Origin of the sequence: Mesorhizobium sp. B2-4-7 (assembly GCF_006442685.1) — a bacterium.
GTDB lineage: Bacteria > Pseudomonadota > Alphaproteobacteria > Rhizobiales > Rhizobiaceae > Mesorhizobium.
In genome coordinates this window covers 13,981-37,917 of sequence record NZ_VFVH01000006.1, presented here as the reverse complement: position 1 = coordinate 37,917, position 23,937 = coordinate 13,981, and the positions used below count along the sequence as shown (strand labels likewise).

The following is a 23,937-nucleotide window of genomic DNA, read 5'->3' as shown; positions in this document are numbered from 1 at the left end:
CGCACGATCCCCGATCCTGCGCGCGGACAGGAGATTGAAATGACCGTCATGGCCAAGCCCGATCAGGCGAGCGCGCGCACCATGGTCAGCGCGCCGGCGCTGTCGCCAGCCACCATCGCCAAGCCTGACCTGATCAGCGTCGAGCAGGCCAAGGCGATGGACGTCGCTGCGATGACGGACCTGTTCAAGGCGCATCTCAACCCGGGCCAGCTGCATTTCATGAAGCTGCTCGGCTTCCACAAGGTCAAGATCGAGCGCGCCGAGGGCATGTTCTACATCGACCAGAACGGCCGCAAGATCCTGGATTTCTTCGGCGGCTTCGGTTCGCTGGCCTTCGGCCACAACCATCCGCGCATCCTCGAAGCGCGGAAAAAATTCCAGGAGGAGAAGCGCCAGGAGATCGCCATCGCCTTCATGTCGCAATATGCGGCCGCGTTGGCCCACAACATCGCCAAATGTTCGCCCGGCGATCTCGACATGGTGTTTCTGGGCTCGTCCGGCTCGGAAGCGATGGAAGCGGCGGTAAAACTCGCCGAGCGTGCCGCCGGCCCGAAGCGGCCGAAAATCGTCTATGCCGAGAATTCCTTCCACGGCAAGACCAAGGGTGTGCTGGCGATCACCGACGGCCAGCTCTACCGCGCCGATTTCAAGGTGGCGGACAATGCGGTCCGGATTCCGTTCGCGGACATCGAAGCGGTCGAGCGCGCATTCCGCGCCGATCCCGAGATCGGCGTGATCGTGCTGGAAACCATCCAGGGCGGCGGCGGCATCATCCAGGCGCCCGCGGAATATTGGCGGAAGCTGCGCGCATTGTGCGATCAATACGGTGTGCTGTGGGTGGCCGACGAAGTGCAGTGCGGCTATGGCCGCTCCGGCCGCTTCTATGCCTTCGAACATTATGGCGTCGTTCCCGACGTGACGGCGCTCGCCAAGTCGCTCGGCGGCGGCAAGGCGGCGGTCGGCGCGATGGTCGCCAGGCGCGAGATCTATATGAAGGCCTACGGCACGCCGAAGACGGCGATGATCCATGCCATGGCGACTTTCGGCGGCATGGGCGAGGCCTGCGTCACCTCGATCGAAGCGCTCAACGTTCTCTATGACGAGGGCCTGATCGACAATGCCGCCGCTACCGGCGAGTACCTTTTGCAGCGCCTCCAGGCACTGAAGGACAAATACCCCAAGGTCATCAAGGACGTCCGCGGTAAGGGGCTCATGATCGGGCTCGAGTTCCATGATTTCTCGCAGACCTTGCCCACGGTGTTGCGGCCGGTGGTCAGCGTGCTTGACGACAAGCTGAAGGGCTCGCTGTCGGGCTTCATCGGCGCGCTGCTGCTGCGTGACTATGACGTGTTGGTCGCCTTCACCGAGTACAACCGCAACGTCATCCGGCTCGAGCCGCCGCTGATCTGCCAGCGCGAGCATGTCGACCGGTTTGTCGACGCTTTCGACAGCCTTTTGTCGCGCGGCATTGTGGGAATCGTGAAGGATTTCGTCAAAAGCCAGGTTCGTTGAGCCCCACGACGATGCTGACCAAGTCGCCCACTCCGCAAAACCCGCTCGACCGGCTCACAGCGGCCGGCCTGGCGTGGGGCGAGGGGACCTATGCGCGGCTGGCGGCACCCATCGGCGCGGCGGCTTTCGCGCTCTACATCCTTTTGACGGCGCTGACGGCCTGGGTGATGCCCGATTCTAATTGGGACATGCTTCCCTATCTCGCCATATCAGAGGAAGGCACATACCCCGATGCGCAGGCGCTGCATGATTATGCCTACAACACCGTCAAGGCCGGGGTCTCGGCAGGTGACTACAAGACGCTGACCGATGATGGCGGCGGCTTCCGCAGCCACATGGCGGAGAATGCCGCCGACTTCCATTCGCTGCTCGGCATGTACCGGATCAAGTTCCTCTACGCCGAGATCCTGTCGACGCTGAGCGCGGCGATGTCGCCGGTCGAAGCGATGCGGCTGGTGCAGGTGGCCTCGGTGCTGCTGTTCGGCGCGATCACGCTGCTCTGGCTGCGCTCGGAAAAGGCCTTGGCGCTGGCGCCGGTGATCGGCGCGGTGTTGATCATGGCCGATTTCGGCGATGCGGCGCGCGCCTCGACGCCGGATCTGCTGACTTCGGCGCTGCTGCTCGGCGGGCTTTACGCCTATGTCAGGGGCCGCGAGGCGGCGACGGCGATCCTGCTCTTCCTCGCCTTCATGGTGCGGCCGGACAATATTGTCTTTCTTGCCGTTTTCGCCGTTCTGCTCATCGCCTTCCGGCAGCAGGCATGGGGTGCGCTGGCCGGTTTTGCGGCGTCCTTCGTCGCGTATTTCGCCATCTCGCACTGGGCGCATCATCCTGGCTGGTGGCCGCATCTGTGGTTCTCCAGCGTCGCGCAGCACTACAATATGGACGGGTTCGAGCCGCCGTTCTCGGTCGTTGCCTATCTCAAGGCATTTGCCGCATCGCTGTTGCGCGCCGTCAACCTGAACAGCTGGGTCGGCGTCTCGGTGCTGGCGCTGGCCGGCTGGTACGCGGCCGGCCGGACCGGCTTCCGGCTCGACCGACGCGCCGGCATTCTGTTCGCCGCGCTCGTGCTCGGCGCGCTGGCTAAATTCACCGTCTTCCCGATCCACGACACGCGCATCTATTTCCCGCATCTGGTCCCGCCATTCCTGCTGCTGGCCACCCCTTTCATGGCGCTGTGGGCGACAGTCGCCCGCGGCCGGCACCGCGCCGCCTTGCATGCCATTCCCGGAGACACGCCATGAGTTCGCTGTCCAGCCTGACGCGCATCGCGCTGTCGCTTGGCCTTCCGGCCGGTTTGCTCGACCGGGGGCCGTCGCTGCGCGGCACGAAATTCCTGGCCGGGGCGGCATTGAAAGCGCGCCTCGGCGGGACAAGGCGGCCCTTCCAGATGGTCAATGTCGGCGCCTGCGACGGCGCGCTGTTCGACGACGTCACGCCCTGGCTGCATCGTATTCCAGGCGCCCGTGCCCTGCTGGTCGAACCGATCCCCTATAACCAGAAGCGCCTGCGCGCCAACTATCCCGATACCAACCGGTTCATCATCGAGCCGGTTGCCGTCACGAAAACAAGGGGGACGATCACCGTCCACACCTTCGATGCCGCCGCGCTCGAGGCCGGCACGCTGCCGATCGAGTTCATCGGCTGCTCCTCGGTTACCGACACCAACCTGATGTCGGGCAAGAATGCCTGGGGCGAGGATGACGTGAATTTCAACAAATTCGCGCCCTATCTCAGGGACATCGAAGTGCCGTCCGAGACCTTGCAGACATTGCTCGACCGCAACGGCATCAGCCATATCGACGCCTTCCTCGTCGATTGCGAGGGCGCAGACTGGATGGTCTTCGAGCAACTCGATCTCCAACGCTACCGTCCGGGCATGATCAAGGTCGAGGTCGGCGCACTGCCCGCTCCGGAGATCGGCCAGGTCGTGGTCAAGCTCAAGACCGCCGGCTACCAGGTCGGTTTCCAGGCCGAGGACATCTGGGCCTTCGCCTGACGGCAGCGATTTTCCTGATCCAAATCGGGTCGCGACGCATTCGCGGCGTGTCGCAAACAGGCGGTAGCGCGCTCATCGTCGTCTGCATATTGTGCGCCGATCAGACGGGCGCCGACGCCGCCCGCAACAGCACCTGGAGTCGCGGGCAATGGCAGAGTTTCCGAACAAGGCGAAGGTCGTCATCATCGGCCTGGGTGGCATTGTCGGCGCGTCGATCGCCCATCACCTGATCGAACGCGGCTGGGACGACATTGTCGGTATCGACAAATCAGGCATCCCGACCGACATCGGCTCGACGGCGCACGCTTCCGACTTCTGCTACACCACCAGCCACGATTTCCTGTCCTGCTGGACGACGCTCTACTCCATCGATTTCTACGAGAAGATGGGCCATTACGCGCGCATCGGCGGCCTCGAAGTCGCGCGCGTCGGCGATGACAGCCGCATGGCCGAAATCAAGCGCAAGATCGCCTCGGCCAAGGCTTTTGGCACGCGCGCCCGGCTGATCGAACCGGCCGAGATCAAGGAGAAATTCCCGCTCATCGAAGAGACAATGGTGCAGGGCGGCCTGTGGGATCCCGACGCCGGCCTGGTCATCCCGCGCTCGCAGACGGTCGCCGGCAAGCTCGTCGACCAGGCGGAAGCCTCGGGCAAGCTCAAATCCTTCGCCAACACGCCGGCCCGGTCGCTCGTCGTCAAGGACGGCCGCATCAGCGCCGTGGTGACCGACCGCGGCACTATCGAGGCCGACTACGTCATCGTCTGCGCCGGCATCTGGGGGCGGCTGATCGCCGAGATGGTGGGCGAGGACCTGCCCGTCATGCCGATCGACCATCCGCTCACCTTCTTCGGGCCCTACAATGAGTTCGCCGGTACGGGCAAGGAGATCGGCTGGCCGCTGCTGCGCGACCAGGGCAATTCCGCCTATATGCGCGACACCGGTGATCCCAAGACCGCCGAGGGCGGGCAGATCGAGTGGGGTTACTACGAAGAGACCAATCCACGTCTTTGCCATCCGCGCGACCTGCTCGAGAAGGACCAGGCCCGGCTTTCGCCTTCGCAGCGCGACCTCGACATGGAGCAGATCCTGGCGCCGCTGGAGCGCGCCATGGAACTGACGCCGATCCTGGGCGAACTCGGCTACAACGAAAGCCATTCCTTCAACGGCCTGCTGCAGGTGACGGCGGATGGCGGTCCGTCGATGGGCGAGAGCCAGAAGGTGAGGGGGCTGTGGTATGCCGTCGCCATCTGGGTCAAGGACGGCCCCGGCATGGGCAAGCTCATCGCCGACTGGATGACGGACGGCCGCACCTCGATCGACCATCACGCGATCGACTATGCGCGCTTCTATCCGCACCAGACCAAGGAGCAGTTCATCTGGGATCGCTGCACCGAGACGGCGATGAAGGTCTACAATCCTGCCGTGCATCCGCGCGAGCCCTTCTCCAAGGGCCGCAATATCAGGCGCTCGCCGTTCTGGGAGCGCGAGAAGGAACTCGGCGGCTATTTCATGGAGCTGGGCGGCTGGGAGCGCGCGCACGGCTATGCCGCCAACGAGCATCTTCTGGAGAAATACGCCAACCGGGTGCCGGTGCGCGAGAACGAATGGGACAACCGCCATTTCTGGCGCGTGTCCAATGCCGAGCATCTGGCGATGAGCGAAGACTGCGGCATCGTCAACCTGTCGCACTTTTCGATGTATGACATCGAGGGACGCGACCACGTCGCGCTGCTGGAGTGGCTGTGCGCGGCCAAGATCGGCGGCGACAACAATATCGGCAAGGGCATCTACACCCACTTCCTCGACGAGGAAGGCATGGTGCGCGCCGACTTCACGGTCATCCGCATGGCCGACCGCTGCCGTTTGATCGATGGCGCGGACGCCGGCCCGCGCGACTTCCAGTACATGCGCCGCACCGCGCAGGATAAAGGTTTCGATGTCACCATCACCGATGTGACGGAAAAATACGTCACCATCGGCATCTGGGGCCCGAACGCGCGAGCAACCCTGCAAAAGGTGGTCGAGAATCCCGAGGGCCTTGCGCTGGAGAATTTCCCGTTCGCCGCGATCAAGCCGATCCGGATCGCCGGCAAGGACGTCACCGCCTTCCGCATCTCCTATGTCGGCGAACAGGGATGGGAACTGCACATGCGCTACGAGGACGGCCTGGCCGTCTGGGATGCGCTGCGCTCGACCGGCGTCATGCCGTTCGGCGTCGAGACCTATGCCAATACGCGGCGCATGGAAAAGAGCCTGCGTTTGCAGAATGCCGATCTGCTCACCGAGTACAACCTGCTCGAGGCCGATCTTGCCCGCCCGAAAGTCAAGGAGAACGACTTCTGCGGCAAGGCCAAGCACCTGGAATACCGCGCCCGCGAGCACCAGCCGGCGATGCTGTGCACGCTGGTGATGACCGAAAACACCGATTCCAAGGGTGTGGCGCGTTATCCGGTGGGCACGATGCCGGTGCTGGACCCCGAGACCGGCGAGACGCTGGTCGACGAACTCGGCCGCCGTTCCTTCACCACGTCGGTCGCTTACGGCCCGACCATCGGCAAGAACATCGCGCTCGCCTATCTGCCATGGGCCTATGCCCAAGAGGGCCGCAAGCTGAAGGTGGAGTATTTCGGCGAGACCTATCCGGTCGAGGTCGCCGGGGTCGGCTACAAGCCGCTCTACGATCCGGAGAATCTGAAGCCGAGAAGCTAGGCAACCTCCCAGCAGGGCTCGTGAGCAAATTTTGATAAGCCCGGCGGCTATGGTCGGGCTTTTCTCTTTTTCGGCTGGCGATTCTGGCTTACCCTGCGGCATGTCTGCTTTTGCTCGCGCAAGACATCTGCTTTCAGGCGCCGCCGCCCTGGCGCTGATGCTGTGGCTGGCCCCGGTGTCGCTCGCGGACGAACCCGTCGACGTCGAACTGGTGCTGGCGGTCGACGTCTCGCTGTCCATGTCGGCGGACGAGCTCGAGATCCAGCGTCGCGGCTACGCTGCTGCATTGACGCACGATCATGTGCTGCAAGCCATCGCCGCCGGCGCTTATGGCAGGATCGCCGTTACTTATGTCGAATGGGCTGGCACCAACTCGCAGCACGTCATCGTGCCGTGGACGGTGATCTCCACTCGCGCCGACGCCGAGCAGGTGGTGGCGCGGCTGTCCGCCCAGCCTCCCAACAGCGCGCGGCGCACGTCTATCTCCGGCGCGCTGGAATTCGGCGCGGACCTTTTCGCCGAAAGTGGCTTTCAAGGGACGAAGCGGGTCATCGATATTTCCGGCGACGGCCCCAACAACCAGGGCGCGCCGGTCGATATCATCCGCGACGAGGTGGTCAAGCAAGGCATCGTCATAAACGGCTTGCCGCTGATGACCCGCGGCGGTTTCACCAGCGCCTACGATGTCAACGATCTCGACCGCTATTACAGCGACTGCGTCATCGGCGGTCCCGGAGCCTTCATGGTTCCGGTCAACGACTGGACGCAGTTTCCCGAAGCTATCCGCCGCAAGCTTGTGCTTGAGCTCGCCGGCCCGGCCTCGCCGCGGTCGGTTGACCAGGCCAATCGTCCGCCGGTGGTGCTGGCGCAGGCCGAACAAACCAGCGATTGCCTGGTCGGCGAAAAGATGTGGCGCAACCGCAATTGGATGCTCGATAGCCGCTGAGAAATTCCAGAAAAAGCGCATAGCGCTTTGCCGGTACGCGCGTAACGCTTTCCCTTTGGAATTGATTGAAAAAAATAGTCAAAGCGGTTCGGCGTTTCCGTGGAATGCCGAACTGTTCCAGGCTTGCCAGTCCGGCAGAAGCAGTGGCAAACTGATCTTGCCGCGCCATCCGGCGGGCGGGGTGACGCGGTCAAACCGAGGAAACACCAGATGAGACGTCTAGCTATCCTGACTGCGGTCGCGTCCATGCTTTACGCCGACGGCGCCAGCGCCCAATACGACGATCAGGCCGCCTGCATCATGTTCGAAAATGGCAATTTTCGCGGACGGTCGATCGCGCTCGGGGCCGACGATTCGGTCAATTTTCGCGGCCGCGAGTTCTGGAACGACCGCGTGTCGTCGGTGATCGTTCGCCGAGGCTGCACTCTCGTTGCCTATGAGGATTCGCGCAGGGGAGGCCGATCGATCGAGATCAGGCGCAGGGTCCGCGATTTCGGCGGTAGCGACTGGAACGACCGAATCTCGTCCGCGGAGTGCTACTGCGACCAGTATTGACGACAAGGTCCTCGGCCTTGCCGTTTTGTGGCGGCAAGGCGAACCTTCGTCGCCGACGATGTGGGCAAACACGGCCCTGTTCATTGACAGCCGGGCGGCGTCCGTGAACATTCCCCCAGAGAAAACAAAGGGGAACTGACATGAACAGGACCATTATCCTTACGCTGGCGCTTGCCGCCGGCTTGTCCGCGCCGGCGACGGCCGCCACATCGGTCACTATCGGGATCAGCGGCTGGACCGGCTTCGCGCCGCTAACGCTCGCCAAACAGGCGGGACTCTTCGAGAAGCACGGCCTCGACGTGACCTTGAAGAAAGTGCCGCAGGCCAGCCGCCCGCTCGCCATCGCCAGCGGCGACCTGCAATGCGCCGCCACCACGGTCGAGACGTGGCAGGTGTGGAACGCCAGCGGCGTGACCACCAAGCAGATCTTCCAGCTCGACAAATCCTACGGCGCCGACGGCATCGTGGTGCGCAACGACATCAAGACCGTCGCCGACCTCAAGGGCAAGACTGTCGCGTCCTCGGCGCCGGGCACCTCGCCCTATTTCCTGCTGGCCTGGGTGCTGAACAAGAACGGCATGTCGACAAAGGATGTCACGGTCGTCAATCTCGAGCCGGACGCGGCGGCGCAGGCCTTCCTTGCCGGCCAGAACGACGCGGCCGTCACCTATGAGCCGTTCATCTCGGCGGTGCGCGACAAGGCCGACCAGGGCCACATATTGGCGACCACGCTCGATTACCCGATGGTGCTCGACACGGTCGGCTGCACGCCCGAATTCCTCAAAGCCAATCCGGACGCCGCCAAGGCGCTTGCCGACAGCTATTTCGACGCGCTCGACCTGATCAAGAAGGACCCGCAGAAATCCTACGGCATCATGGGCGCGGACGTGAAACAGTCGGCCAAGGAGTTCGAGGATTCGGCGAAGTACCTGAAATGGGCCGACCGGGCGGAGAACAAGCAGTTCTTCACCAAGGAGTTCCAGGATTTCTCCAAGACCGCCGGCGAGCTTCTGCTGCAGATGGGGCTGATCAAGGAAGCGCCTGACGTCTCCACGCTGGCCGATACCAGCGCCGTGGCGAACTGAGCGGCCGCTGTCTTGCGGCGGCGCCCCGCGCCGCCGTTTCGCTTCCACAAGGACCGTTGTAAATGCCGCGCCCCCTGCATCCGATCTCGCCGGGCACGCGAACCGTGCTCGGCATTTCCTTCTTCGTGCTGTTCGTCGTTTTCTGGGCGTGGATCACGCTTGGCGGCCACGTCAACCGCATCTTTCTCGCCGATCCGCTGTCGATGCTGCGGGATGGCTGGCGGCTGCTGGTCGAGGACCGGTTCTGGCTCGACATACTGATCACCATCTGGCGCGTCTTCGGCGGCTTTGTGCTGGCATCGGCCGTCGCCGTGCCGCTGGGCATAGCGATGGGCGCGTGGAAACCTGTCGAGGCGTTCCTGGAGCCGTTCGTCTCCTTCGCCCGCTACCTGCCGGCCTCGGCCTTCATTCCGCTGCTCATCCTTTGGGCCGGCATAGGCGAACTGGAGAAGCTGCTGGTCATCTTCGTCGGCTCCGTGTTCCAGATCATGCTGATCATCGCGGTAAAGGTCGGCTCAACGCGCCGCGATCTCGTCGAGGCGGCCTACACGCTCGGCTCCACGGACAACGGCATCGTCAAGCGTGTAATCATGCCCGCCAATGCGCCCGAGATCGCCGAGACGCTGCGGCTGGTGCTCGGCTGGGCTTGGACCTATGTCATCGTCGCTGAACTGATCGGCTCGTCGTCGGGCATCGGCTACATGATCATCAACAGCCAGTCGCGACTGGCAACCGGCCAGATCATCTTCGGCATCATCGTCATCGGGCTGATCGGGCTGTTGTCCGATCTTGCCTTCAAGGCGCTTAATCGCTGGCTCTTCCCATGGAGCCTGGCATGAGCAAGCTTCTCATCGAGGGCGTCTCGCGCACGTTCGCCGGCGTGCGCGGCGGCTCACCGGTCCAGGCGCTGATGCCTGTCGACCTGGCGGTCGCGGCCAATGATTTCATCACCATCCTGGGACCTTCGGGATGCGGGAAGTCGACGCTCTTGCGCATCGTCGCCGGGCTGGAGGCGCCGAGCGAAGGGCGCGTGCTGCTCGACGGCAAAGCGGTGATCCGGCCGGGGCCGGATCGCGGCATGGTCTTCCAGTCCTATACGCTGTTCCCATGGCTGACGGTCGCCGAAAACATCGCCTTCGGCCTGCGGGAACGCGGCATGGCCGAGCGGGAGAGGGGCGAAATCGTCGCCTCCTATATCGACCTCGTCGGGCTGAAGGGCTTCGAGAACCACTGGCCGAAGCAACTTTCCGGCGGCATGCAGCAGCGCACGGCGATCGCCAGGGCGCTGGCCAATGACCCCGCGATCCTTTTGCTGGACGAGCCGTTCGGCGCGCTCGACAACCAGACGCGCGGGCTGATGCAGGAGTTGCTGCTCGGCATCTGGGAACGGCGCAAGAAGACGGTTCTGTTCGTCACCCACGACATCGAGGAGGCGATCTTCATGGCATCGCGCGTGGTGGTGATGACGGCCAGGCCCGGCCGGATCAAGTCGGACGTCGCCATCGACCTGCCGCACCCGCGCCACTACACGCTGAAGACCAGTCCGGAATTCTCCGTGTTGAAGGCGCGGCTGACCGAGGACATACGTGTCGAGGCGATGCGGTCGGCAGAGGCGCTCTGAGGCGCGCCTCTATGCCGCCAGCAGCTGCTTGCGGTCGACGCGTTCCTGCTGCGGCGAGCGGGCGTAGAGCTCGCGGTAGCATTTCGAGAAATGCGAGGCCGAAACGAAGCCGCAGGCGACCGCCACCTCGACCACCGGCATCGAGGACTGGATCAAGAGATGCCTTGCACGGTCGAGGCGGATTTCGAGATAATAGCGGGCCGGCGAGCGTCCCATCTCGGTGCGGAACAGCCGCTCGATCTGGCGACGCGACAGGTCGACATGGTCGGCGATCTCGATCAGCGACAGCGGCTCCGACAGATTGCCTTCCATCAGTTCGATGATGGTCAGCACTTTCGAGTTCTGTACGCCGAGCCGGGCGCGCAGCGGCAGGCGCTGGCGGTCGGTGGGGCTGCGCACACGGTCGGTCAGCACCTGTTCGCAGACGCGGTTGACGAGATTCTCGTCGAAATCGTCGCCGATCAGCTTCAGCATCATGTCGAGCGCGGCGGTGCCGCCGGCGCAGGTGTAGATGTTCTGGTCGATCTCGAACAGGTCGGCAAAGACATTGGCCTTCGGGAATGCCTCGGAGAAGCCCGGCAGGTTCTCCCAATGGATGGCGCAGCGCTTGTTGGACAACAGGCCGGCAGCGGCCAGAACATGCGCTCCGGTGCACAGGCCGCCGACGGAGACGCCACGATTGTATTCCTCGCGCAGCCAGGCGAAAGCGGACTTGTTCTGATAGCGCTCGACATTGGTGCCGCTACAGACGATGGCCATGTTGGGGCGATCCGGCCCTCCCATTTTCCTGCGCTCCTCCTCCAGCGAGGTGTTGACCGCGCATTCGACACCGTTCGAAGCGCGCACCGGCTTGCCGTCGATGCTGGCGAGGCGCCATCGATAGGCCTCGTAGCCGAGCATGCGATTGGCCGAGCGCAGCGGGTCGAGCGCCGTCGCAAACGCGATCATGGTGAAGTCGGGAATGAGAAAAAATACAAACGATCGCTTGATCGGATGCTTAACGGCGTTCACGGGAACCTCACGCAGCCATGGCGCGAACAGAATGTCGCGAATAGCATAGCGACAACAGGAAAAACCATCCTTGTCAATCGGCTAAGGAGCTTTAGCAAAATTTAATTTGCGACATGGGTCGCAAATGGGCAATCGTGTTGCGATGCCGCGCAGCCGCGGCGCCGTCCATGATGGAAGCGCCGTCAGGGGTGTGCAAACAAACGCCGCCTCGGCGGAACCGGGCGGCGTCATCTATTCAGGCAGCGCGAAGGAGCGCTGCCTGCGGGATCGGTTCAGGCGACGAAACCGAGGCGTGCGGCAGCCATGGCGCCGGTCTGGCCGGGCATGGTGTTGGCAAGGCGCTGGCGCTCGAGGGCCGTGGTCAGGTTCATTTCGCGGCGAGGGAAAAGGCGGGCAAAAAGCTTCATGTTCATCTCCAATCGGTTGCTCAGACGGGTCGCCTTCGCTTGATGGAGTGGGGCAGCTCGTTTGCTGGCGTGGATATAGGCTTGTGTAAGTAAAAACTAAATCGCAAAAGCGAAGCACTTCATATGAAAAGCGACACGCAAGGCGGGAGCCTTTGTAGGCACTCCCGGATTTTTCGTTAGCTTACAAAGCGTTAGCTCAAAACCCAGCCGCTATGCGGCTTGTTCATATGCGCCATGCAGCGGCAGCATGGCTCCGAAATTCATGTGAACGCAAATAAAACGGCAAAATAGGTCGGTAAAACAAGAAGACCTGCCCGGCGGTTTGCGCGGCAGGCCTTCAATGCATGATACACACGGTTTACTTTGCTCCAGCCCAGGATCCGACGCCGGCGCGTATGCCGGCCTTCGTGTCGGCCGCTTCAGGCCAGCCAATATCCTTCTGCAGCTCGATCGGCAGGGAGCGGATGGCGCGTTCGGTCTGGTAGCGGGCGCGGGCCGCGCTGAATTCGGTCGCAAGCCGACCGATGGATGACAGGATAGACATTTCGATCTCCTCGTGTCGGGGCGGAAGTGCCCGGCAATGCCTTACGTCAGGTCTGTATCAGCTTCATTGCATGTCGAAGGCAGGTCTGTGTCGTGATCGTTTCGTGGCTGCCTTGGCAGCATCCTGCTTCGATGGAGTTGACTATGCGCCCGAACTGATGTTCAATCAAACGAAATGGAATGATAGTTTGCATCAGAAAAATTGAAGGTCGATCGTCATGAACGCCCCACTCAATCATCCGCTGCCGCTGCTGGACCTCGACGTGCTGCGCACTTTCGTGGCGATCGCCGAAACCGGCAGCTTCACCACCGCGGCCAATGCCGTCTTCCGTACGCCCTCGGCGGTCTCCATGCAGATCAAGAAGCTGGAAGATATTCTGGGCCGCTCGGTGTTCGCGCGCGATGCGCGCTCGGTGACGCTGACCACCGACGGGGAAATGCTGCTGGGCTATGCCCGTCGTATGCTGTCGATCAATCGCGAGGCGGTGTCCAAGTTCATCATTCCCGACATTGTCGGCGTGGTGCGGCTGGGTTCGCCGGACGATTATGGCGAGCGCGTGCTGCCGCATGTGCTGAAGCGTTTTGCGCAGTCGCATCCATCGATCGCCGTCGACGTCACCATCGACCAGAGCAGCAATCTGCGCCGGCGCATGGATGACCGGGCGCTCGACATCACGCTGCTCACCAATTCCTACAAGACCAGTGCGCTCGGCGCCGAGGTGCTGTTGACGGAACCGATCGTCTGGGCCGGCGCCAAGGGCGGCTGCGCGCATCTGCGCGAACCCTTGCCGGTGTCGCTGTGGGAAGAGGGCTGCGCCTGGCGGGCAGGGGCGCTCGAAGCGCTGAGCCGCGAGGGCCGCAACTACCGCATCGCGTATATGAGCGCGCATACGGCCGGCCAGCGCGCCGCCATCATGTCCGATCTCGCCGTGGCGCCGCTGCCGAAGTCTTTCCTCGGCAACGACATGGTCGAGCTCTGCCCCAAGGACGGCATGCCCGATATCGGCACCTACAACCTCGCCATGGTGGTAGCGCCGGATGCCAGCGCGCCGGTCAAGGCGGTGGCCGACCACATCCGGGCGACGTTCGAAGTCTTCCGGGAAACCGGCAAGTTCTGATCAACCGGGGTGCTCTGACTGGAGGCCCTGCCCCGAAGCCTCGGTGGACGGCGCTTCGAAGCCTGCTCCGGCGCCTTCAACAGGGGGCGAGGAGTTCTCGGTCAGAAACGCCACGATCCGTTCGCGCGCGCGGCGCGATTCCGGCATATCGATCAGCGGCCAGACGTGGAACATCCCTTCCTCGTGCACGAGCTCTACCTCGACGCCGGCGGCCCGCGCCTTTTGTGCGAAGATCAGATTGTCGGGCGTGAGAAGATCGCGAGAACCCGCCAGGAGCAATGTCCTGGGTAGTACCGAGAGATCGCCATAGACGGGGCTGATATGCCAGTCAGTCGGGTCTATTCCGGCACTGTAGAGCCGGATGGCCTCCCGTCCGCCCGCGATGCCCAGCCAGGGATCGTTCCGCTCCGCCTCGAACACCTCGGGGTTTGCAAGCGAGACGTCGAGGCCGGGTGAGATCAGCACATGGCGCGACGGCAAGGGCAGGCCTTCTTCGGCAGCCATCATGGTGAGCACCACGGCCATGTTGCCGCCGGCGGAATCGCCCATGAAGATTATGTCTTCCGCCTCCGTCTCGCCGAGCATCCGGCGATAGACGTCGCCGACCATGCCGAACATGGCGTGGAAGTCATGCTCGGGCGCGATGGGATAGATGGGCACAGTAAAGGCATAGCCCAGCCGGTCGGCCATGTCGGCGATCAGGTGCCAATGATAGGGCGTGATCTCAAAGACATAGGCGCCGCCGTGAAGATAGAGAATCCGCTTGCGCTCGCCGGCCCTGGGGGCGATCTCGTAGACGGGAAAGCCGTCGACGGTGCGTGTCTCGATGTTGAAGCGCTGCTGCACTGACGCCGGAGGGTGATGGTCCTCCGTCCGGCGCGCCGCAGCGATCCAGCGCTGCAGGTTTTCCGGGCTGGAAAACGCCTTCTTGCGACTGTGCCTGAGCACGAAGGACACGACGTGGCTTTTCAAACTTGGCATGCGGATACACGGGTCTCGGCGGCAGCCGACTAAGAGAAGTCCCCTTCATATTTGAAGATCGTGCCCTGGTCGAAGATGTCAAGATTTACGCTGTGTGCACACGTCGCTGTGATCGGCCCCGCATTTCTCGTGGGAGGGATCAGCGCTGCGGCAGAAGGGCTGCGCGCAGGCGGTTGCTGGTGACGGCCGAAGCCCCCGCGCGGGCTCCGGCGCGTGCCGAGCAGTTTGTATTTTTCGGCGAAGGTCATCAGCGCGCAAAGCCCAAAAGCAGTGCGGCAAGTGCTGCCTGCGGGTCGCTGGGCGGCGAGGCCGGCCAGCCGATGTCCTTCTGGACGTGCGCCGGCAGGCTGTTCAGGGCGCGGACGGCCTTGTTCCTGGCATGGGCCTGCCTGATGGTCGCACCGTAGCGGCCGAGATTTTCAAACATCGACATTTTCATCTCCCCTTGAAGAACGGCGGCGGCCGAGGATTATCTTCGGCCGCCGTTCGATGCCGGGTAAATGCGCCTGCCATGTATCGGTCGGATTTCGCGAAAACGGCGATTTGGTTTCCGGATCAGTCAATCCGGAAACATTTGCATACAAATGAAATGGGCGTTCGATGCCGGTGGCAGGTGGGCGTCAGATAGTGCCTGTGATTCTCCTCGCATGCCCATGCTATTCCCGGCCACGTCGCGCGGCGTGGCCTTCGCGCGAGCGCCGGCGCGGGGTGGCGTCGCCGGCGATGCCGTCTTCGCTCACTGTCTTGCGCGGCGGCAGTTTTACCACCGCCGACAGCTTCGGGAACGGATCGACCTTGTTCGGCAACGCCATCGCATAGACGAAGTGCTCCTGGAATTTGGGCTCCAGTGCGGTCTCGATCTTCTCGATCTGGCTGACCGTCTCCTCGATCTCGCGACGATAGCCGCGATTGAGCAGCGCCATGCGCGCACCCGCGCCGGCGGCGTTGCCGACGGCCGAGACCTTGTCGAGGTCGCAATCGGGGATCAGGCCCAGCACCATGGCGTATTTCGGATCGATGAAGGAGCCGAAGGCGCCGGCGAAGTGGATGCGGTCGACATGGTCCGTGTTCTGCTTTTCCATCAACAGCTTGGTGCCGGCATAAAGCGCTGCCTTGGCGAGCTGGATGGCGCGCACGTCGGTCTGGGTGATGGTGATCTTCGGCCCATCTTCGTTTAATGCGGCGGAGCCTTCCTTCAGCACGTAGGAGAAGGTGCGGCCGTTGGCGACGATACGCGGCGAGCGCATGCTGAGCGATCCGTCGACGACGCCGTCTTCGGAAATGATGCCGGCCAGATACATCTCCGCAACGATCTCGATGATGCCGGAGCCGCAAATGCCGGTGACGCCGGTCGCCTGCACGCTGTCGAGGAACCCCGGCTCGTCGGACCACAGTTCAGAGCCGATGACGCGGTATTTCGGCTCCAGCGTGTCGGGATCGATGCGCACGCGCTCGATGGCGCCGGGCGCCGCGCGCTGGCCGCCGGAAATTTCCGCGCCTTCGAAGGCCGGACCGGTGGGCGAGGAAGCGGCCACGACCCGCGCACGATTGCCGAGCACGATCTCGGCATTGGTGCCGACGTCGACGATCAGCATCATCTCGTCCTGGCGATGCGGGCCCTCCGACAGCGTCACTGCCGCGGCGTCGGCGCCGACATGGCCGGCGATGCAGGGCAGCATGTAGAGGCGTGCGCCAGGGTTGAGCTTGAGGCCGATATCCGAGGCCTTGATGCGCACCGCGCCGGAGACGGCGAGCGCGAAGGGGGCGCCGCCGAGTTCGGTCGGATCGATGCCGAGGAACAGATGGTGCATGATCGGATTGCCGACGAAGACGGAATCCAGGATGTCGTTGCGCTGGACATTGCCTTCGGCGCAGACCTTGTCGACAAGGCCGGAGATCGCCTCGCGCACGGCGACCGTCATGCCCTCACGGCCATCCGGGTTCATCATCACATAGGAGACGCGGCTCATCAGATCCTCGCCGAAGCGGATCTGCGGGTTCGACGTCCCGGACGAAGCGGCGACGCGGCCCGACAGCAGCGACACCAGATGCATGGCGATGGTGGTCGAGCCGATATCGCAGGCCAGCCCATAGGCCTCGTTCTTGAGGCCGGGCCACAAAGCGATGACGCGCGCGATGTCGCTGTCGGCATCCTTGTGGATGGCGGCGGTCGCGGTCCAGTTGCCCTTGCGCAATATGCCCTGCACCTGCGGCAGCAAATAGAAATCGAATTCGAGGTTCTTGAAGTTCCAGTCCTTCATCAGCGCGATCTTGAGCCGGTCGAGGTCGCCTGACGGATTGTGCATGTCGGGTTCTTCGATCTCGACATAGCACATGCGGATCGCCGTATCCCGGGCGATCACCCTGGTGTCGGCATCCTTGCGGATGGTCTGTGCGTTGATGACCGTGTCCTGCGGCACGTCGATGACGAGGTCGCCGAGGATCTGCGCCGAGCAGGAGAGGCGGCGCCGTTCCGGCAGGCCGCGCACGCGTTCATAGCGCTCTTCCTTCGGGCCCTTGGGCGAGATGTGGTCGTTGGAAGAGACGATCTTGTGCTTGGCGAAATTGCCTTCCTGCACCTCGATCTGGCAGCGTCCGCAAGTGGCGCGCCCGCCGCACACGCTTTCGACATAGACGCCGAGCTGGCGCGCGGCGTCGAGCACCGGCGTGCCGACCGGAAACCGCCCGCGCTTGCCCGACGGCATGAACAGCACGAGCGGATCGGTGATGTTGGTATGCGAATTCACGATTGCGCGCCTATCCCCTTGCCATGCGGGCTTCACGGCCGCCACGACGGCGACCACCATTGCCGCCGCCTTCGCCTGGTGCATTGACCGCCGTCGGTGCGGCGACCGCCTGGCCGCCTTCGGCCGGCTTGTAATCCTTATAGGTGCGAATCCAGTTGGTGCAATTCTCGTCGGTGCCGTTCAGAACGTTGGCGCCGCGCACGGCCTCCATTTCCTGCGGGCGCACCGGGTTCATGATCGCCGAGGTCATGCCGGCGCCGATCACCATCGGGATGAAGGCGGCGTTGATGCCGTGGCGGTGCGGCAGGCCGAAGGAGATGTTGGACAGGCCGCATGTGGTGTTGACCTTCAGTTCCTCGCGCAGGCGCCGCAGCAGGGCGAACACCTGGCGGCCGGCATCTCCCAGCGCGCCGATCGGCATGACCAGTGGATCGACGACGACGTCATGGGCGGGAATGCCGAAATCGGCGCAGCGCTGCACGATTTTCTTGGCGACGGCGAAACGAACGTCCGGATCCATCGAAATGCCGGTCTCGTCATTGGAGATGGCCACGACCGGGACGTTGTATTTCTTGATCAGCGGCAGGATAGCTTCGAGTTTTTCCTCCTCGCCGGTGACGGAGTTGACCAGCGGACGGCCCTTGGCGACCTTGAGTGCCGCCTCGATAGCGGCTGTAACCGAGGAGTCGATCGACAGCGGCAGGTCGACCAGGCCCTGCACGATCTCCAGCGTCTGCACCAGCAATGCCGGCTCGGTCGCGTTGGGGTCGACGGCGGTGACGCCGGCATTGACGTCGAGCATGGTGGCGCCGCAAGCGGCCTGTTCGAGTGCGTCCTTGATGACGGTTTCGAAATTGCCGGCGACCATCTCGGCGGCGAGTTTCTTGCGGCCGGTCGGGTTAATGCGCTCGCCAATCACGCAGAAGGGCTGGTCGAAGCCGATGATGATTTCTCGTGTCGCCGAGGCAACGATGGTCCGGGTCATGAAATCTCTCCGTCGTGATATAAAGAGTTCTTTATATCGTTATCTCTTGTCGATCAAGCGAATGGTGGTTCTCCGCGCAAGTCAATGCGCGGTTTTCACCATGTCCACCTGGGTTTCGGTAACATCGTCGTGCAGGATATGGTCGAGCCGGTCGGCGACCATCTGGTCGTCGCGGCGGATCTCGCGCTTCCAGGGCTGGCGGCCCTTCAGCACGCCCGATTCATCGACGATCTCGGCGACATACTCCTCCTGGCGATAGGCCATCACATGGATGCCTGAGACACCGGGGATTTCCTTCACTTCGTTGATGATGTCGATGCAGAGCTGCTTGCCTTCCTTCTTCTGGTCCTGGGCGCCTTCCAGCCGCTTGATGACGGTATCCGGAATATGGATTCCCGGCACGTTGGAGCGGATCCATTTGGCCGTCTTGGCCGAGGCGAGCGGTCCGACGCCGCAAAGGACGAACACTTTCTCCGTGTGGCCGAGATCGCGTGCCTTCTGCATGAAGGTCCTGAACATCGGTACGTCGAAACAATACTGCGTTTGAACGAACTGAGCGCCGGCGGCGATCTTCTTGCCGAGATGGATCGGGCGGAAGTCGAAGGGCGGTGCGAACGGATTGACGGCCGCGCCGAGGAACAGCTGCGGCGGCGTGGTGAGCTTGCGGCCGGACAGGAACTTGCCGTTGTCGCGCATGATGCGGATGGTTTCGAGCAGCGACATGGAATCGAGGTCGAACACCGGCTTGGCGCCGGGCTGGTCGCCGGCCTGTACGCCGTCGCCTGTCAGGCACAGCATGTTGGCGACGCCCATGGCAGCCCCGCCCAGCACGTCGCCCTGGATGGCGATGCGGTTCTTGTCCCGGCAGGCGATCTGCATGATCGGGGCATAGCCCATACGGGTCAGGAGCGCGCAGATGCCGACCGACGACATGTGGCAATTGGCGCCCGACGCATCGACGGCGTTGATGGCGTCGACCCAGCCGTCGAATATCTTCGCCCTGTTGTAGACGTCTTCGGGATCGGCGCTGTCGGGCGGGTTGAGCTCGGTGGTGACCGCGAATTCACCGCGTCGCAGGACGCGTTCGAGCCGGCCGCGCGAGGTGTGGCCGGGCAAGGGGTCGAGCGGCAGATGGATGCCGGCCGGGTTCTCGTCACGCTGGCGGGCGATCATGCGGTCGCTCCGGTCTTCGCATCGGCCGCGGCTTCACGGGCCGCTGCCGCCTGCGCGGTGACGCGCAGCCAGGCGGACGTTTCGCGCAGCGACTGGTCGACCGGCTTCTGCACCGCAAGAATCCTGTCGCCGTGCTCCATGTTGCGCGCCCCCTCCCAGGCCTTGACCCAGACGCAAGGCATGTCAGGCTCGACCTCGCAGTTGCCGTTGGCGCGCACGCCGCCGCAGGGGCCGTTGCGCAGCTGTTTTGGGCAGTTCATCGGGCACGACATGCCGGTCGAGGACAGGATGCACTGGCCGCACATGCGGCAGTCGAACATGAAGCCCTTGACGCGCTTTTCGACAAACTTCACCGGGGCCTCGACACGGCTGTAGCCGATGCCTTTCCACAAGGGATGCAGCAGAAGGAACGTGTCGGCGAAGCGGGCATAGAACCATTCGAGCAGGCGCGAGTGCCGGACCGACCATAATCTCACCGCGAAGGAGCGCTGCACGCGGCGCTGCGGCGACACGTCGGCCGGCTTGTAGTCGGATTTCGGTGCTGCCTTCTTGACCAGGGTGGCCTGGGTGACCGGCTGAAGGACGGCCGGGCTCTCCTTGGCGGGAATGGTTTCAGACATTTTCTTTGCCGCCCGCCTTCACCAGAGCGACCAGCCGCTCGCGGTCATATTTCGCGTCGATCTCCTGGAATGCCTTCTCGACCTCGGCTTCGAGGTCGTCGCCGACCGGAACCGGATCGGCCTTGCGCCATTCGGCCAGATAGTCGTCCGTGCCGCCGGCGCCGGTGCGCATGGCGCACATGTCGATCGCCTCGGTGAAGCGCAACGGCAGTTCGCGCTTGGCGTTCTGGCGGCCTTTCCTGACGATGACCTGGGCAGGGATATCGCGCCAGTAGACGACGATCAGATCGGCCATGAATTCTCACTCCTCGATCTGCGAGCATTGCCGCATGCGCAATTGGGCCGCTTGTTATGGGACGACGCGCGCGCATTCAAAAGCGACGCATTTGGATGTCGTAAAATGAAAGGCGCGTTTATTCGTTCCGGCTTGCGCGTCGGCAGGCTCGAGACGTTGGGATAGCCCTGCCTTCGGCACGCGGCGCCGCACGAGGAATGCGCTACCAGATGCCGGTTCTGATGCCCGTCCAGAGGTAATACCAGATCGTCGGATGGTACCATTGCTTCGACGGCAGGCCTGGATCGAACGTCACGAGTTTTCCGGCCAGCGCGTCGCTGACCGCCTCGACGCAGATGTCGCGCGAAAACGCCGTCTGGCGCAGCGCATAGCTTGAGATGGTGTCGCCTGGTTTCGGCTGGCCGTACGCCTGCTTCAGCACGCCGCCCGTGTCCACGCCGGCATCGACCAGATGCACAGTGGTACCGAAATTCGCGGCATCTCCCGATGCCAGCGCCCAATAGCCGCCATTCATGCCGCGATATTTCGGCGTGATGCCGGCGTGGTAGTTGAGCACCGGGCATGGGATCCTGCCCAACATGTCCTTTGACAACAGTCGGCAGCCGTTAAGCAGGACAACACCGGGCTGGATCTCCCGGATCGCCGCGAGACATTCCGGCCCGTTGGCCGAGGCAACATGGATGATCTCCTGGCCCGGCCGCGGCTCGGTCTCGAGCTTCTCCTGCGCAATCAACCGGGCGGCATGGCTGGCATAGAGCCGCTTGCCCAGCCTGCTCAACACCATCGTGCCGAGCTGGCCGATGGCCTGCAACCAGCCCTGGCGGCGGGCACGGCCAAGCAGCAATCGCTTTTTCGATTCAGGGACTTCCAGGATGACGCTGACAGGGCCGACACGGTCGGCGATGGCGTTGACCATTGCCCATACGTGCTGGCCTCCTCCGGTGACGACCACGATCGGTCTCGGATTCGTTTCCGGTATTGCCATTGATCTTGCCACCCCTGGGACCAACTGCCACGGCCGGACCTTAGGCGAGGCGGGTTAATCCTTGGTATGCCGGAGCAGGCAGGAAGGCTCCGCTCAGCGCTTGAACTCCATGATGTCGAGCTTCGACTCGTAATAGGGAGCGGGGAACTCGATGCGCCATTCCCCGGCGCTATTGCGGAAGGCGTAGCCGACCTGGTCCGTCCGAGGACCGCTGCCATAGGGTTTTGCCTGGTCGTTGTTGACGGAACCGGAACCGAGATAGATCGCGCGCTTTTCGCCGTCGTCGAAGAAGCGGCCCTTGGTGCGCTGCGAGCCGGTGAGCTTTTCCAGCCGCCAGCCGGAGCCGTCGTCGGTCACCCTGCATTTGAACCAGCCATAGATAACGAGCGGGCTCAGCCCGCCCACCTTGATGGTGCGGCATTGCCACTTGCCGGTGAGGTCCTTGTCGGAGAAGGCAACCAGCGGCTTGGCCAGCAAGGCGTCGAGCTGCCTGACCTCGCCAGGATTGCCCGCCTTAGCCTCGGCAAGAGCCGCCTTGCGCGTCTCGCCATATTTGTCCAGCCGCGCCTTGTCGGCGGCGGTGATCAGCTTCTGCACCTCGCCGTCAGCAAGCGCGGGCAAGGTGCAGCAGAGAAGGCCGGCAACGGCAAGCATCGCGCGAAGGGTCATCGGCATTCCTCGTCGGTGTCCGGCAGCCGACCACTGGACGGCGCCTTTGCATGGCTTGCGCGCAATTTACCCATTCGCGGCAGGCTGTCATCCGTGCTTAACAACGAAACCACGCCGCGATCCAAATTAAGGCAATTGGCCTGGGAACAGATCAATCTCCAGTAGAAGGCGGCGATCCGTCCTGTCTTCGCCTTCGGAAAGGGCGATAATAGCCAATCGCCGCGCAAGAGGGCCGCAGCCCAGCCAGCGTCAGACGTCAGCCGCGGCCTTGGCCAGCCCAGCCGTCAGATCGCCATAGCCTGTCGCGCGCCGCTCATAGACGAGGCCAAGCAGTTTCGCGGCCCTTTCCGCGACCTTGTCGAGCTCCGGATCGTCGGTCTGGGCCAGGTAGATCAGCTTCTCGTAATTGCCGAAATAGTCCTTGATCAGCTCCGGATGCCTGTCGAGGCCGAGCGGCTTCATGAAGAAGGCATCGAATTGGCGGCAGAGGAAATCGGTCATGTAGAAGGACATCATGTCGTCGTCGGCGACCTTCGCATAGGCATCCATGCCCTGGTAGAAGGCGAAGCAATGCGGACCGGCCATGCGTTCGACGCCATGCTTCTCGCAGACCCGATCGAGCAGGCCGCCGGTGCCGCAATCGGCGTAACCGACGAAGATGTTGCTGTAGCCTTCCGCCTTGGCCTTTTCGATGGCCTTGTCCATCGCCGGCGCGATGCGGTCCGGATAGAAATGAAACTCGGCCGGGAGGCATGTCAATTCGAGGTGATGGAGCCCGAGCTGTTCCTTGACGGCCAACACCTCGCGCGCAATCATCCCGCAGGCGATGATGAGCAGCTTGTCCGCTTGATTCTGCTTGGGTCTGGGCATCTTCATGAAACCAGCCGAGCCGGCTTTCGTTGCTGTGGGGCGATCTACCGAGAGAGGGATAAACCGTCGATGAAACTGTTACGCATTGCGCCAATCGCAATCCTGGCTTGTGCCTTGGCCCTTTCGGCCTGTGCCAACACCGTCCGCGGCGTCGGCAGGGATATCAAGTCTACCGCCAAGGCCGTTGACGATACCGTCAAGAAACCCTGACCGCCGCTCCCAACATCTGGGAACAAAAAAGCCGCGCTGCAAGGCGCGGCTTCGTTTGTTGAGCGTCCGCCTTGCCTTGTATCAGGCGGAAGCGCGCACATTGTGTTTACGCTTCATGTAGTCCTTGGCCGTCTCGACCGCCACAGCGGCGTCGCGGCAATAGGCGTCGGCGCCGACCGCCTTGCCGAATTCCTCGTTCAGCGGCGCGCCTCCGACCAGGACCACGTAGTCGTCGCGGATGCCCTTTTCCTTCATCGTGTCGATGACGACCTTCATGTAGGGCATGGTCGTGGTCAGCAGCGCCGACATGCCGATAATGTCCGGCTGGTGCTGCTCGATGGCATCGAGATATTTCTCGACCGCATTGTTGATGCCAAGATCGATGACGTCGAAGCCGGCGCCTTCCATCATCATGCCGACGAGGTTCTTGCCGATGTCGTGGATGTCGCCCTTGACGGTGCCGATCACCATCTTGCCCTGCTTGGGCGCGCCGGTGGCGGCGAGCAGCGGGCGCAGGATGAACATGCCGGCCTTCATCGCATTGGCCGACAGCAACACTTCGGGAACGAACAGGATGCCGTCGCGAAAATCCTCGCCGACGATGCGCATGCCTTCGACCAGCGCTTCCGTGAGCACCTTGTAGGGTGCCCAGCCGCGCTCGAGCAGGATGCGCGTGCCTTCCTCGATCTCTTCCTTCAGACCGTCGTAGAGATCGTCGTGCATCTGCTGCACCAACTCGTCGTCGGAAAGCTCGGAGAGGATAATCTCGTCGTCGGACATTGTTTCTCAGGCTCCTTGCTGCCGGGAACGACCATGGCAGCTTAAAATCAACGCGCCAATACCTAACCCGCAAGGGGCGGGTATCCATAGCTGATTTGCGACTTCCCGCAAAAGG

General features: G+C 63.1%; 24 protein-coding genes. 10 read left to right on the top strand and 14 right to left on the bottom strand.

The window, feature by feature from the left end:
* Nucleotides 1–81: 81 nt before the first annotated feature.
* The 9 genes from FJ946_RS17590 (at nt 82) to FJ946_RS17550 (ending at nt 10,428) form a co-directional block, all read left to right on the top strand.
* On the top strand, nt 82–1,512 hold the full coding sequence (locus tag FJ946_RS17590) for an aspartate aminotransferase family protein (RefSeq protein ID WP_181167642.1): 1,431 nt from the start codon (nt 82–84) through the stop codon (nt 1,510–1,512).
* An 11-nt stretch (nt 1,513–1,523) separates the two neighbouring features.
* Nucleotides 1,524–2,756: a hypothetical protein gene (locus FJ946_RS17585; RefSeq protein ID WP_140564222.1), complete on the top strand. Its 1,233-nt coding sequence runs from the start codon at nt 1,524–1,526 to the stop codon at nt 2,754–2,756.
* Nucleotides 2,753–3,511, top strand: a complete 759-nt coding sequence (locus FJ946_RS17580; protein WP_140495635.1) for an FkbM family methyltransferase — start codon at nt 2,753–2,755, stop codon at nt 3,509–3,511. Before FJ946_RS17585 ends, FJ946_RS17580 begins: the two co-directional genes overlap by 4 nt.
* 148 nt (nt 3,512–3,659) lie before the next feature.
* Nucleotides 3,660–6,221: an FAD-dependent oxidoreductase gene (locus FJ946_RS17575; protein ID WP_140564159.1), complete on the top strand. Its 2,562-nt coding sequence runs from the start codon at nt 3,660–3,662 to the stop codon at nt 6,219–6,221.
* 100 nt (nt 6,222–6,321) lie between these two features.
* Nucleotides 6,322–7,167 (top strand): DUF1194 domain-containing protein, encoded by an 846-nt coding sequence (locus tag FJ946_RS17570; protein ID WP_140564158.1) that lies wholly within the window; start codon nt 6,322–6,324, stop codon nt 7,165–7,167.
* Between the two features lie 210 nt (nt 7,168–7,377).
* The gene (locus tag FJ946_RS17565; RefSeq protein ID WP_140495638.1) at nt 7,378–7,722 is read left to right on the top strand and encodes a peptidase inhibitor family I36 protein; all 345 of its coding nucleotides are present in this window, start codon (nt 7,378–7,380) and stop codon (nt 7,720–7,722) included.
* Nucleotides 7,723–7,862: 140 nt separating this feature from the next.
* Nucleotides 7,863–8,807, top strand: coding sequence for an ABC transporter substrate-binding protein (locus FJ946_RS17560; protein ID WP_140555034.1), 945 nt, complete (start codon nt 7,863–7,865; stop codon nt 8,805–8,807).
* A gap of 62 nt (nt 8,808–8,869) precedes the next feature.
* Nucleotides 8,870–9,646, top strand: coding sequence for an ABC transporter permease (locus FJ946_RS17555; protein WP_140564157.1), 777 nt, complete (start codon nt 8,870–8,872; stop codon nt 9,644–9,646).
* Nucleotides 9,643–10,428: an ABC transporter ATP-binding protein gene (locus FJ946_RS17550; RefSeq protein WP_140559610.1), complete on the top strand. Its 786-nt coding sequence runs from the start codon at nt 9,643–9,645 to the stop codon at nt 10,426–10,428. The genes FJ946_RS17555 and FJ946_RS17550 overlap by 4 nt, the downstream gene beginning before the upstream one ends.
* Nucleotides 10,429–10,437: 9 nt before the next feature.
* Here FJ946_RS17550 and FJ946_RS17545 read toward each other — a convergent pair whose 3' ends face one another.
* From FJ946_RS17545 to FJ946_RS17535, 3 genes are all read right to left on the bottom strand, one after another.
* Nucleotides 10,438–11,439 carry a GlxA family transcriptional regulator gene (locus FJ946_RS17545; protein ID WP_140495642.1) on the bottom strand — a complete coding sequence of 334 codons (1,002 nt, stop codon included), beginning with the start codon at nt 11,437–11,439 and terminating at the stop codon, nt 10,438–10,440.
* A 272-nt stretch (nt 11,440–11,711) separates the two neighbouring features.
* Nucleotides 11,712–11,846, bottom strand: a complete 135-nt coding sequence (locus FJ946_RS31460) for a hypothetical protein (RefSeq protein ID WP_127853696.1) — start codon at nt 11,844–11,846, stop codon at nt 11,712–11,714.
* Nucleotides 11,847–12,204: 358 nt separating this feature from the next.
* Nucleotides 12,205–12,390 carry a hypothetical protein gene (locus tag FJ946_RS17535; protein ID WP_140495643.1) on the bottom strand — a complete coding sequence of 62 codons (186 nt, stop codon included), beginning with the start codon at nt 12,388–12,390 and terminating at the stop codon, nt 12,205–12,207.
* 217 nt (nt 12,391–12,607) lie between these two features.
* Between FJ946_RS17535 and FJ946_RS17530 the strand changes: the two genes are divergently transcribed.
* Entirely contained in the window at nt 12,608–13,507 is a 900-nt protein-coding gene (locus FJ946_RS17530) for a LysR substrate-binding domain-containing protein (protein ID WP_140564156.1), read from the top strand.
* On the opposite strand, the gene FJ946_RS17525 is transcribed toward FJ946_RS17530, so the two are convergent.
* From FJ946_RS17525 to FJ946_RS17470, 11 genes are all read right to left on the bottom strand, one after another.
* Nucleotides 13,508–14,488, bottom strand: a complete 981-nt coding sequence (locus FJ946_RS17525; RefSeq protein ID WP_140564155.1) for an alpha/beta hydrolase — start codon at nt 14,486–14,488, stop codon at nt 13,508–13,510.
* Nucleotides 14,489–14,735: 247 nt separating this feature from the next.
* Nucleotides 14,736–14,921, bottom strand: a complete 186-nt coding sequence (locus FJ946_RS30800) for a hypothetical protein (RefSeq protein WP_181167631.1) — start codon at nt 14,919–14,921, stop codon at nt 14,736–14,738.
* A 223-nt stretch (nt 14,922–15,144) separates the two neighbouring features.
* Entirely contained in the window at nt 15,145–17,295 is a 2,151-nt protein-coding gene (locus FJ946_RS17515) for an ASKHA domain-containing protein (protein ID WP_140564221.1), read from the bottom strand.
* Nucleotides 17,246–18,220, bottom strand: a complete 975-nt coding sequence (locus tag FJ946_RS17510) for a methyltetrahydrofolate cobalamin methyltransferase (protein WP_140564154.1) — start codon at nt 18,218–18,220, stop codon at nt 17,246–17,248. Before FJ946_RS17510 ends, FJ946_RS17515 begins: the two co-directional genes overlap by 50 nt.
* Nucleotides 18,221–18,301: 81 nt before the next feature.
* A complete protein-coding gene (locus FJ946_RS17505; RefSeq protein ID WP_140551353.1) occupies nt 18,302–19,393 on the bottom strand; it encodes a methylenetetrahydrofolate reductase in 1,092 nt (363 codons plus the stop codon).
* The gene (locus tag FJ946_RS17500) at nt 19,390–20,013 is read right to left on the bottom strand and encodes a methylenetetrahydrofolate reductase C-terminal domain-containing protein (RefSeq protein ID WP_140564153.1); all 624 of its coding nucleotides are present in this window, start codon (nt 20,011–20,013) and stop codon (nt 19,390–19,392) included. The genes FJ946_RS17505 and FJ946_RS17500 overlap by 4 nt, the downstream gene beginning before the upstream one ends.
* Nucleotides 20,006–20,308, bottom strand: a complete 303-nt coding sequence (locus FJ946_RS17495) for a virulence factor (protein ID WP_140551355.1) — start codon at nt 20,306–20,308, stop codon at nt 20,006–20,008. Before FJ946_RS17495 ends, FJ946_RS17500 begins: the two co-directional genes overlap by 8 nt.
* 202 nt (nt 20,309–20,510) lie before the next feature.
* Entirely contained in the window at nt 20,511–21,293 is a 783-nt protein-coding gene (locus FJ946_RS17490; RefSeq protein ID WP_140564152.1) for a formyl transferase, read from the bottom strand.
* Between the two features lie 93 nt (nt 21,294–21,386).
* Entirely contained in the window at nt 21,387–21,962 is a 576-nt protein-coding gene (locus tag FJ946_RS17485) for a DUF4893 domain-containing protein (protein WP_140559617.1), read from the bottom strand.
* A gap of 249 nt (nt 21,963–22,211) precedes the next feature.
* Nucleotides 22,212–22,838 (bottom strand): DUF1638 domain-containing protein, encoded by a 627-nt coding sequence (locus FJ946_RS17480; protein WP_140564151.1) that lies wholly within the window; start codon nt 22,836–22,838, stop codon nt 22,212–22,214.
* Nucleotides 22,839–23,123: 285 nt separating this feature from the next.
* Nucleotides 23,124–23,822, bottom strand: a complete 699-nt coding sequence (locus tag FJ946_RS17470) for a B12-binding domain-containing protein (RefSeq protein ID WP_140495658.1) — start codon at nt 23,820–23,822, stop codon at nt 23,124–23,126.
* Nucleotides 23,823–23,937 lie beyond the last annotated feature (115 nt).

Bases quoted from the DNA above. Each gene is read 5' to 3' on its own strand.
- FJ946_RS17525 (WP_140564155.1), bottom strand. From the start codon at position 14,488: ATGCCAAGTTTGAAAAGCCACGTCGTGTCCTTCGTGCTCAGGCACAGT.
- FJ946_RS17490 (WP_140564152.1), bottom strand. From the start codon at position 21,293: ATGGCAATACCGGAAACGAATCCGAGACCGATCGTGGTCGTCACCGGA.
- FJ946_RS31460 (WP_127853696.1), bottom strand. From the start codon at position 11,846: ATGAAGCTTTTTGCCCGCCTTTTCCCTCGCCGCGAAATGAACCTGACC.
- FJ946_RS30800 (WP_181167631.1), bottom strand. From the start codon at position 14,921: ATGTCGATGTTTGAAAATCTCGGCCGCTACGGTGCGACCATCAGGCAG.
- FJ946_RS17555 (WP_140564157.1), top strand. From the start codon at position 8,870: ATGCCGCGCCCCCTGCATCCGATCTCGCCGGGCACGCGAACCGTGCTC.
- FJ946_RS17590 (WP_181167642.1), top strand. From the start codon at position 82: ATGGTCAGCGCGCCGGCGCTGTCGCCAGCCACCATCGCCAAGCCTGAC.
- FJ946_RS17515 (WP_140564221.1), bottom strand. From the start codon at position 17,295: ATGGTGGTCGCCGTCGTGGCGGCCGTGAAGCCCGCATGGCAAGGGGAT.
- FJ946_RS17485 (WP_140559617.1), bottom strand. From the start codon at position 21,962: ATGACCCTTCGCGCGATGCTTGCCGTTGCCGGCCTTCTCTGCTGCACC.
- FJ946_RS17530 (WP_140564156.1), top strand. From the start codon at position 12,608: ATGAACGCCCCACTCAATCATCCGCTGCCGCTGCTGGACCTCGACGTG.
- FJ946_RS17580 (WP_140495635.1), top strand. From the start codon at position 2,753: ATGAGTTCGCTGTCCAGCCTGACGCGCATCGCGCTGTCGCTTGGCCTT.
- FJ946_RS17575 (WP_140564159.1), top strand. From the start codon at position 3,660: ATGGCAGAGTTTCCGAACAAGGCGAAGGTCGTCATCATCGGCCTGGGT.
- FJ946_RS17470 (WP_140495658.1), bottom strand. From the start codon at position 23,822: ATGTCCGACGACGAGATTATCCTCTCCGAGCTTTCCGACGACGAGTTG.
- FJ946_RS17535 (WP_140495643.1), bottom strand. From the start codon at position 12,390: ATGTCTATCCTGTCATCCATCGGTCGGCTTGCGACCGAATTCAGCGCG.
- FJ946_RS17505 (WP_140551353.1), bottom strand. From the start codon at position 19,393: ATGATCGCCCGCCAGCGTGACGAGAACCCGGCCGGCATCCATCTGCCG.
- FJ946_RS17480 (WP_140564151.1), bottom strand. From the start codon at position 22,838: ATGAAGATGCCCAGACCCAAGCAGAATCAAGCGGACAAGCTGCTCATC.
- FJ946_RS17565 (WP_140495638.1), top strand. From the start codon at position 7,378: ATGAGACGTCTAGCTATCCTGACTGCGGTCGCGTCCATGCTTTACGCC.
- FJ946_RS17510 (WP_140564154.1), bottom strand. From the start codon at position 18,220: ATGACCCGGACCATCGTTGCCTCGGCGACACGAGAAATCATCATCGGC.
- FJ946_RS17500 (WP_140564153.1), bottom strand. From the start codon at position 20,013: ATGTCTGAAACCATTCCCGCCAAGGAGAGCCCGGCCGTCCTTCAGCCG.
- FJ946_RS17550 (WP_140559610.1), top strand. From the start codon at position 9,643: ATGAGCAAGCTTCTCATCGAGGGCGTCTCGCGCACGTTCGCCGGCGTG.
- FJ946_RS17495 (WP_140551355.1), bottom strand. From the start codon at position 20,308: ATGGCCGATCTGATCGTCGTCTACTGGCGCGATATCCCTGCCCAGGTC.
- FJ946_RS17585 (WP_140564222.1), top strand. From the start codon at position 1,524: ATGCTGACCAAGTCGCCCACTCCGCAAAACCCGCTCGACCGGCTCACA.
- FJ946_RS17570 (WP_140564158.1), top strand. From the start codon at position 6,322: ATGTCTGCTTTTGCTCGCGCAAGACATCTGCTTTCAGGCGCCGCCGCC.
- FJ946_RS17560 (WP_140555034.1), top strand. From the start codon at position 7,863: ATGAACAGGACCATTATCCTTACGCTGGCGCTTGCCGCCGGCTTGTCC.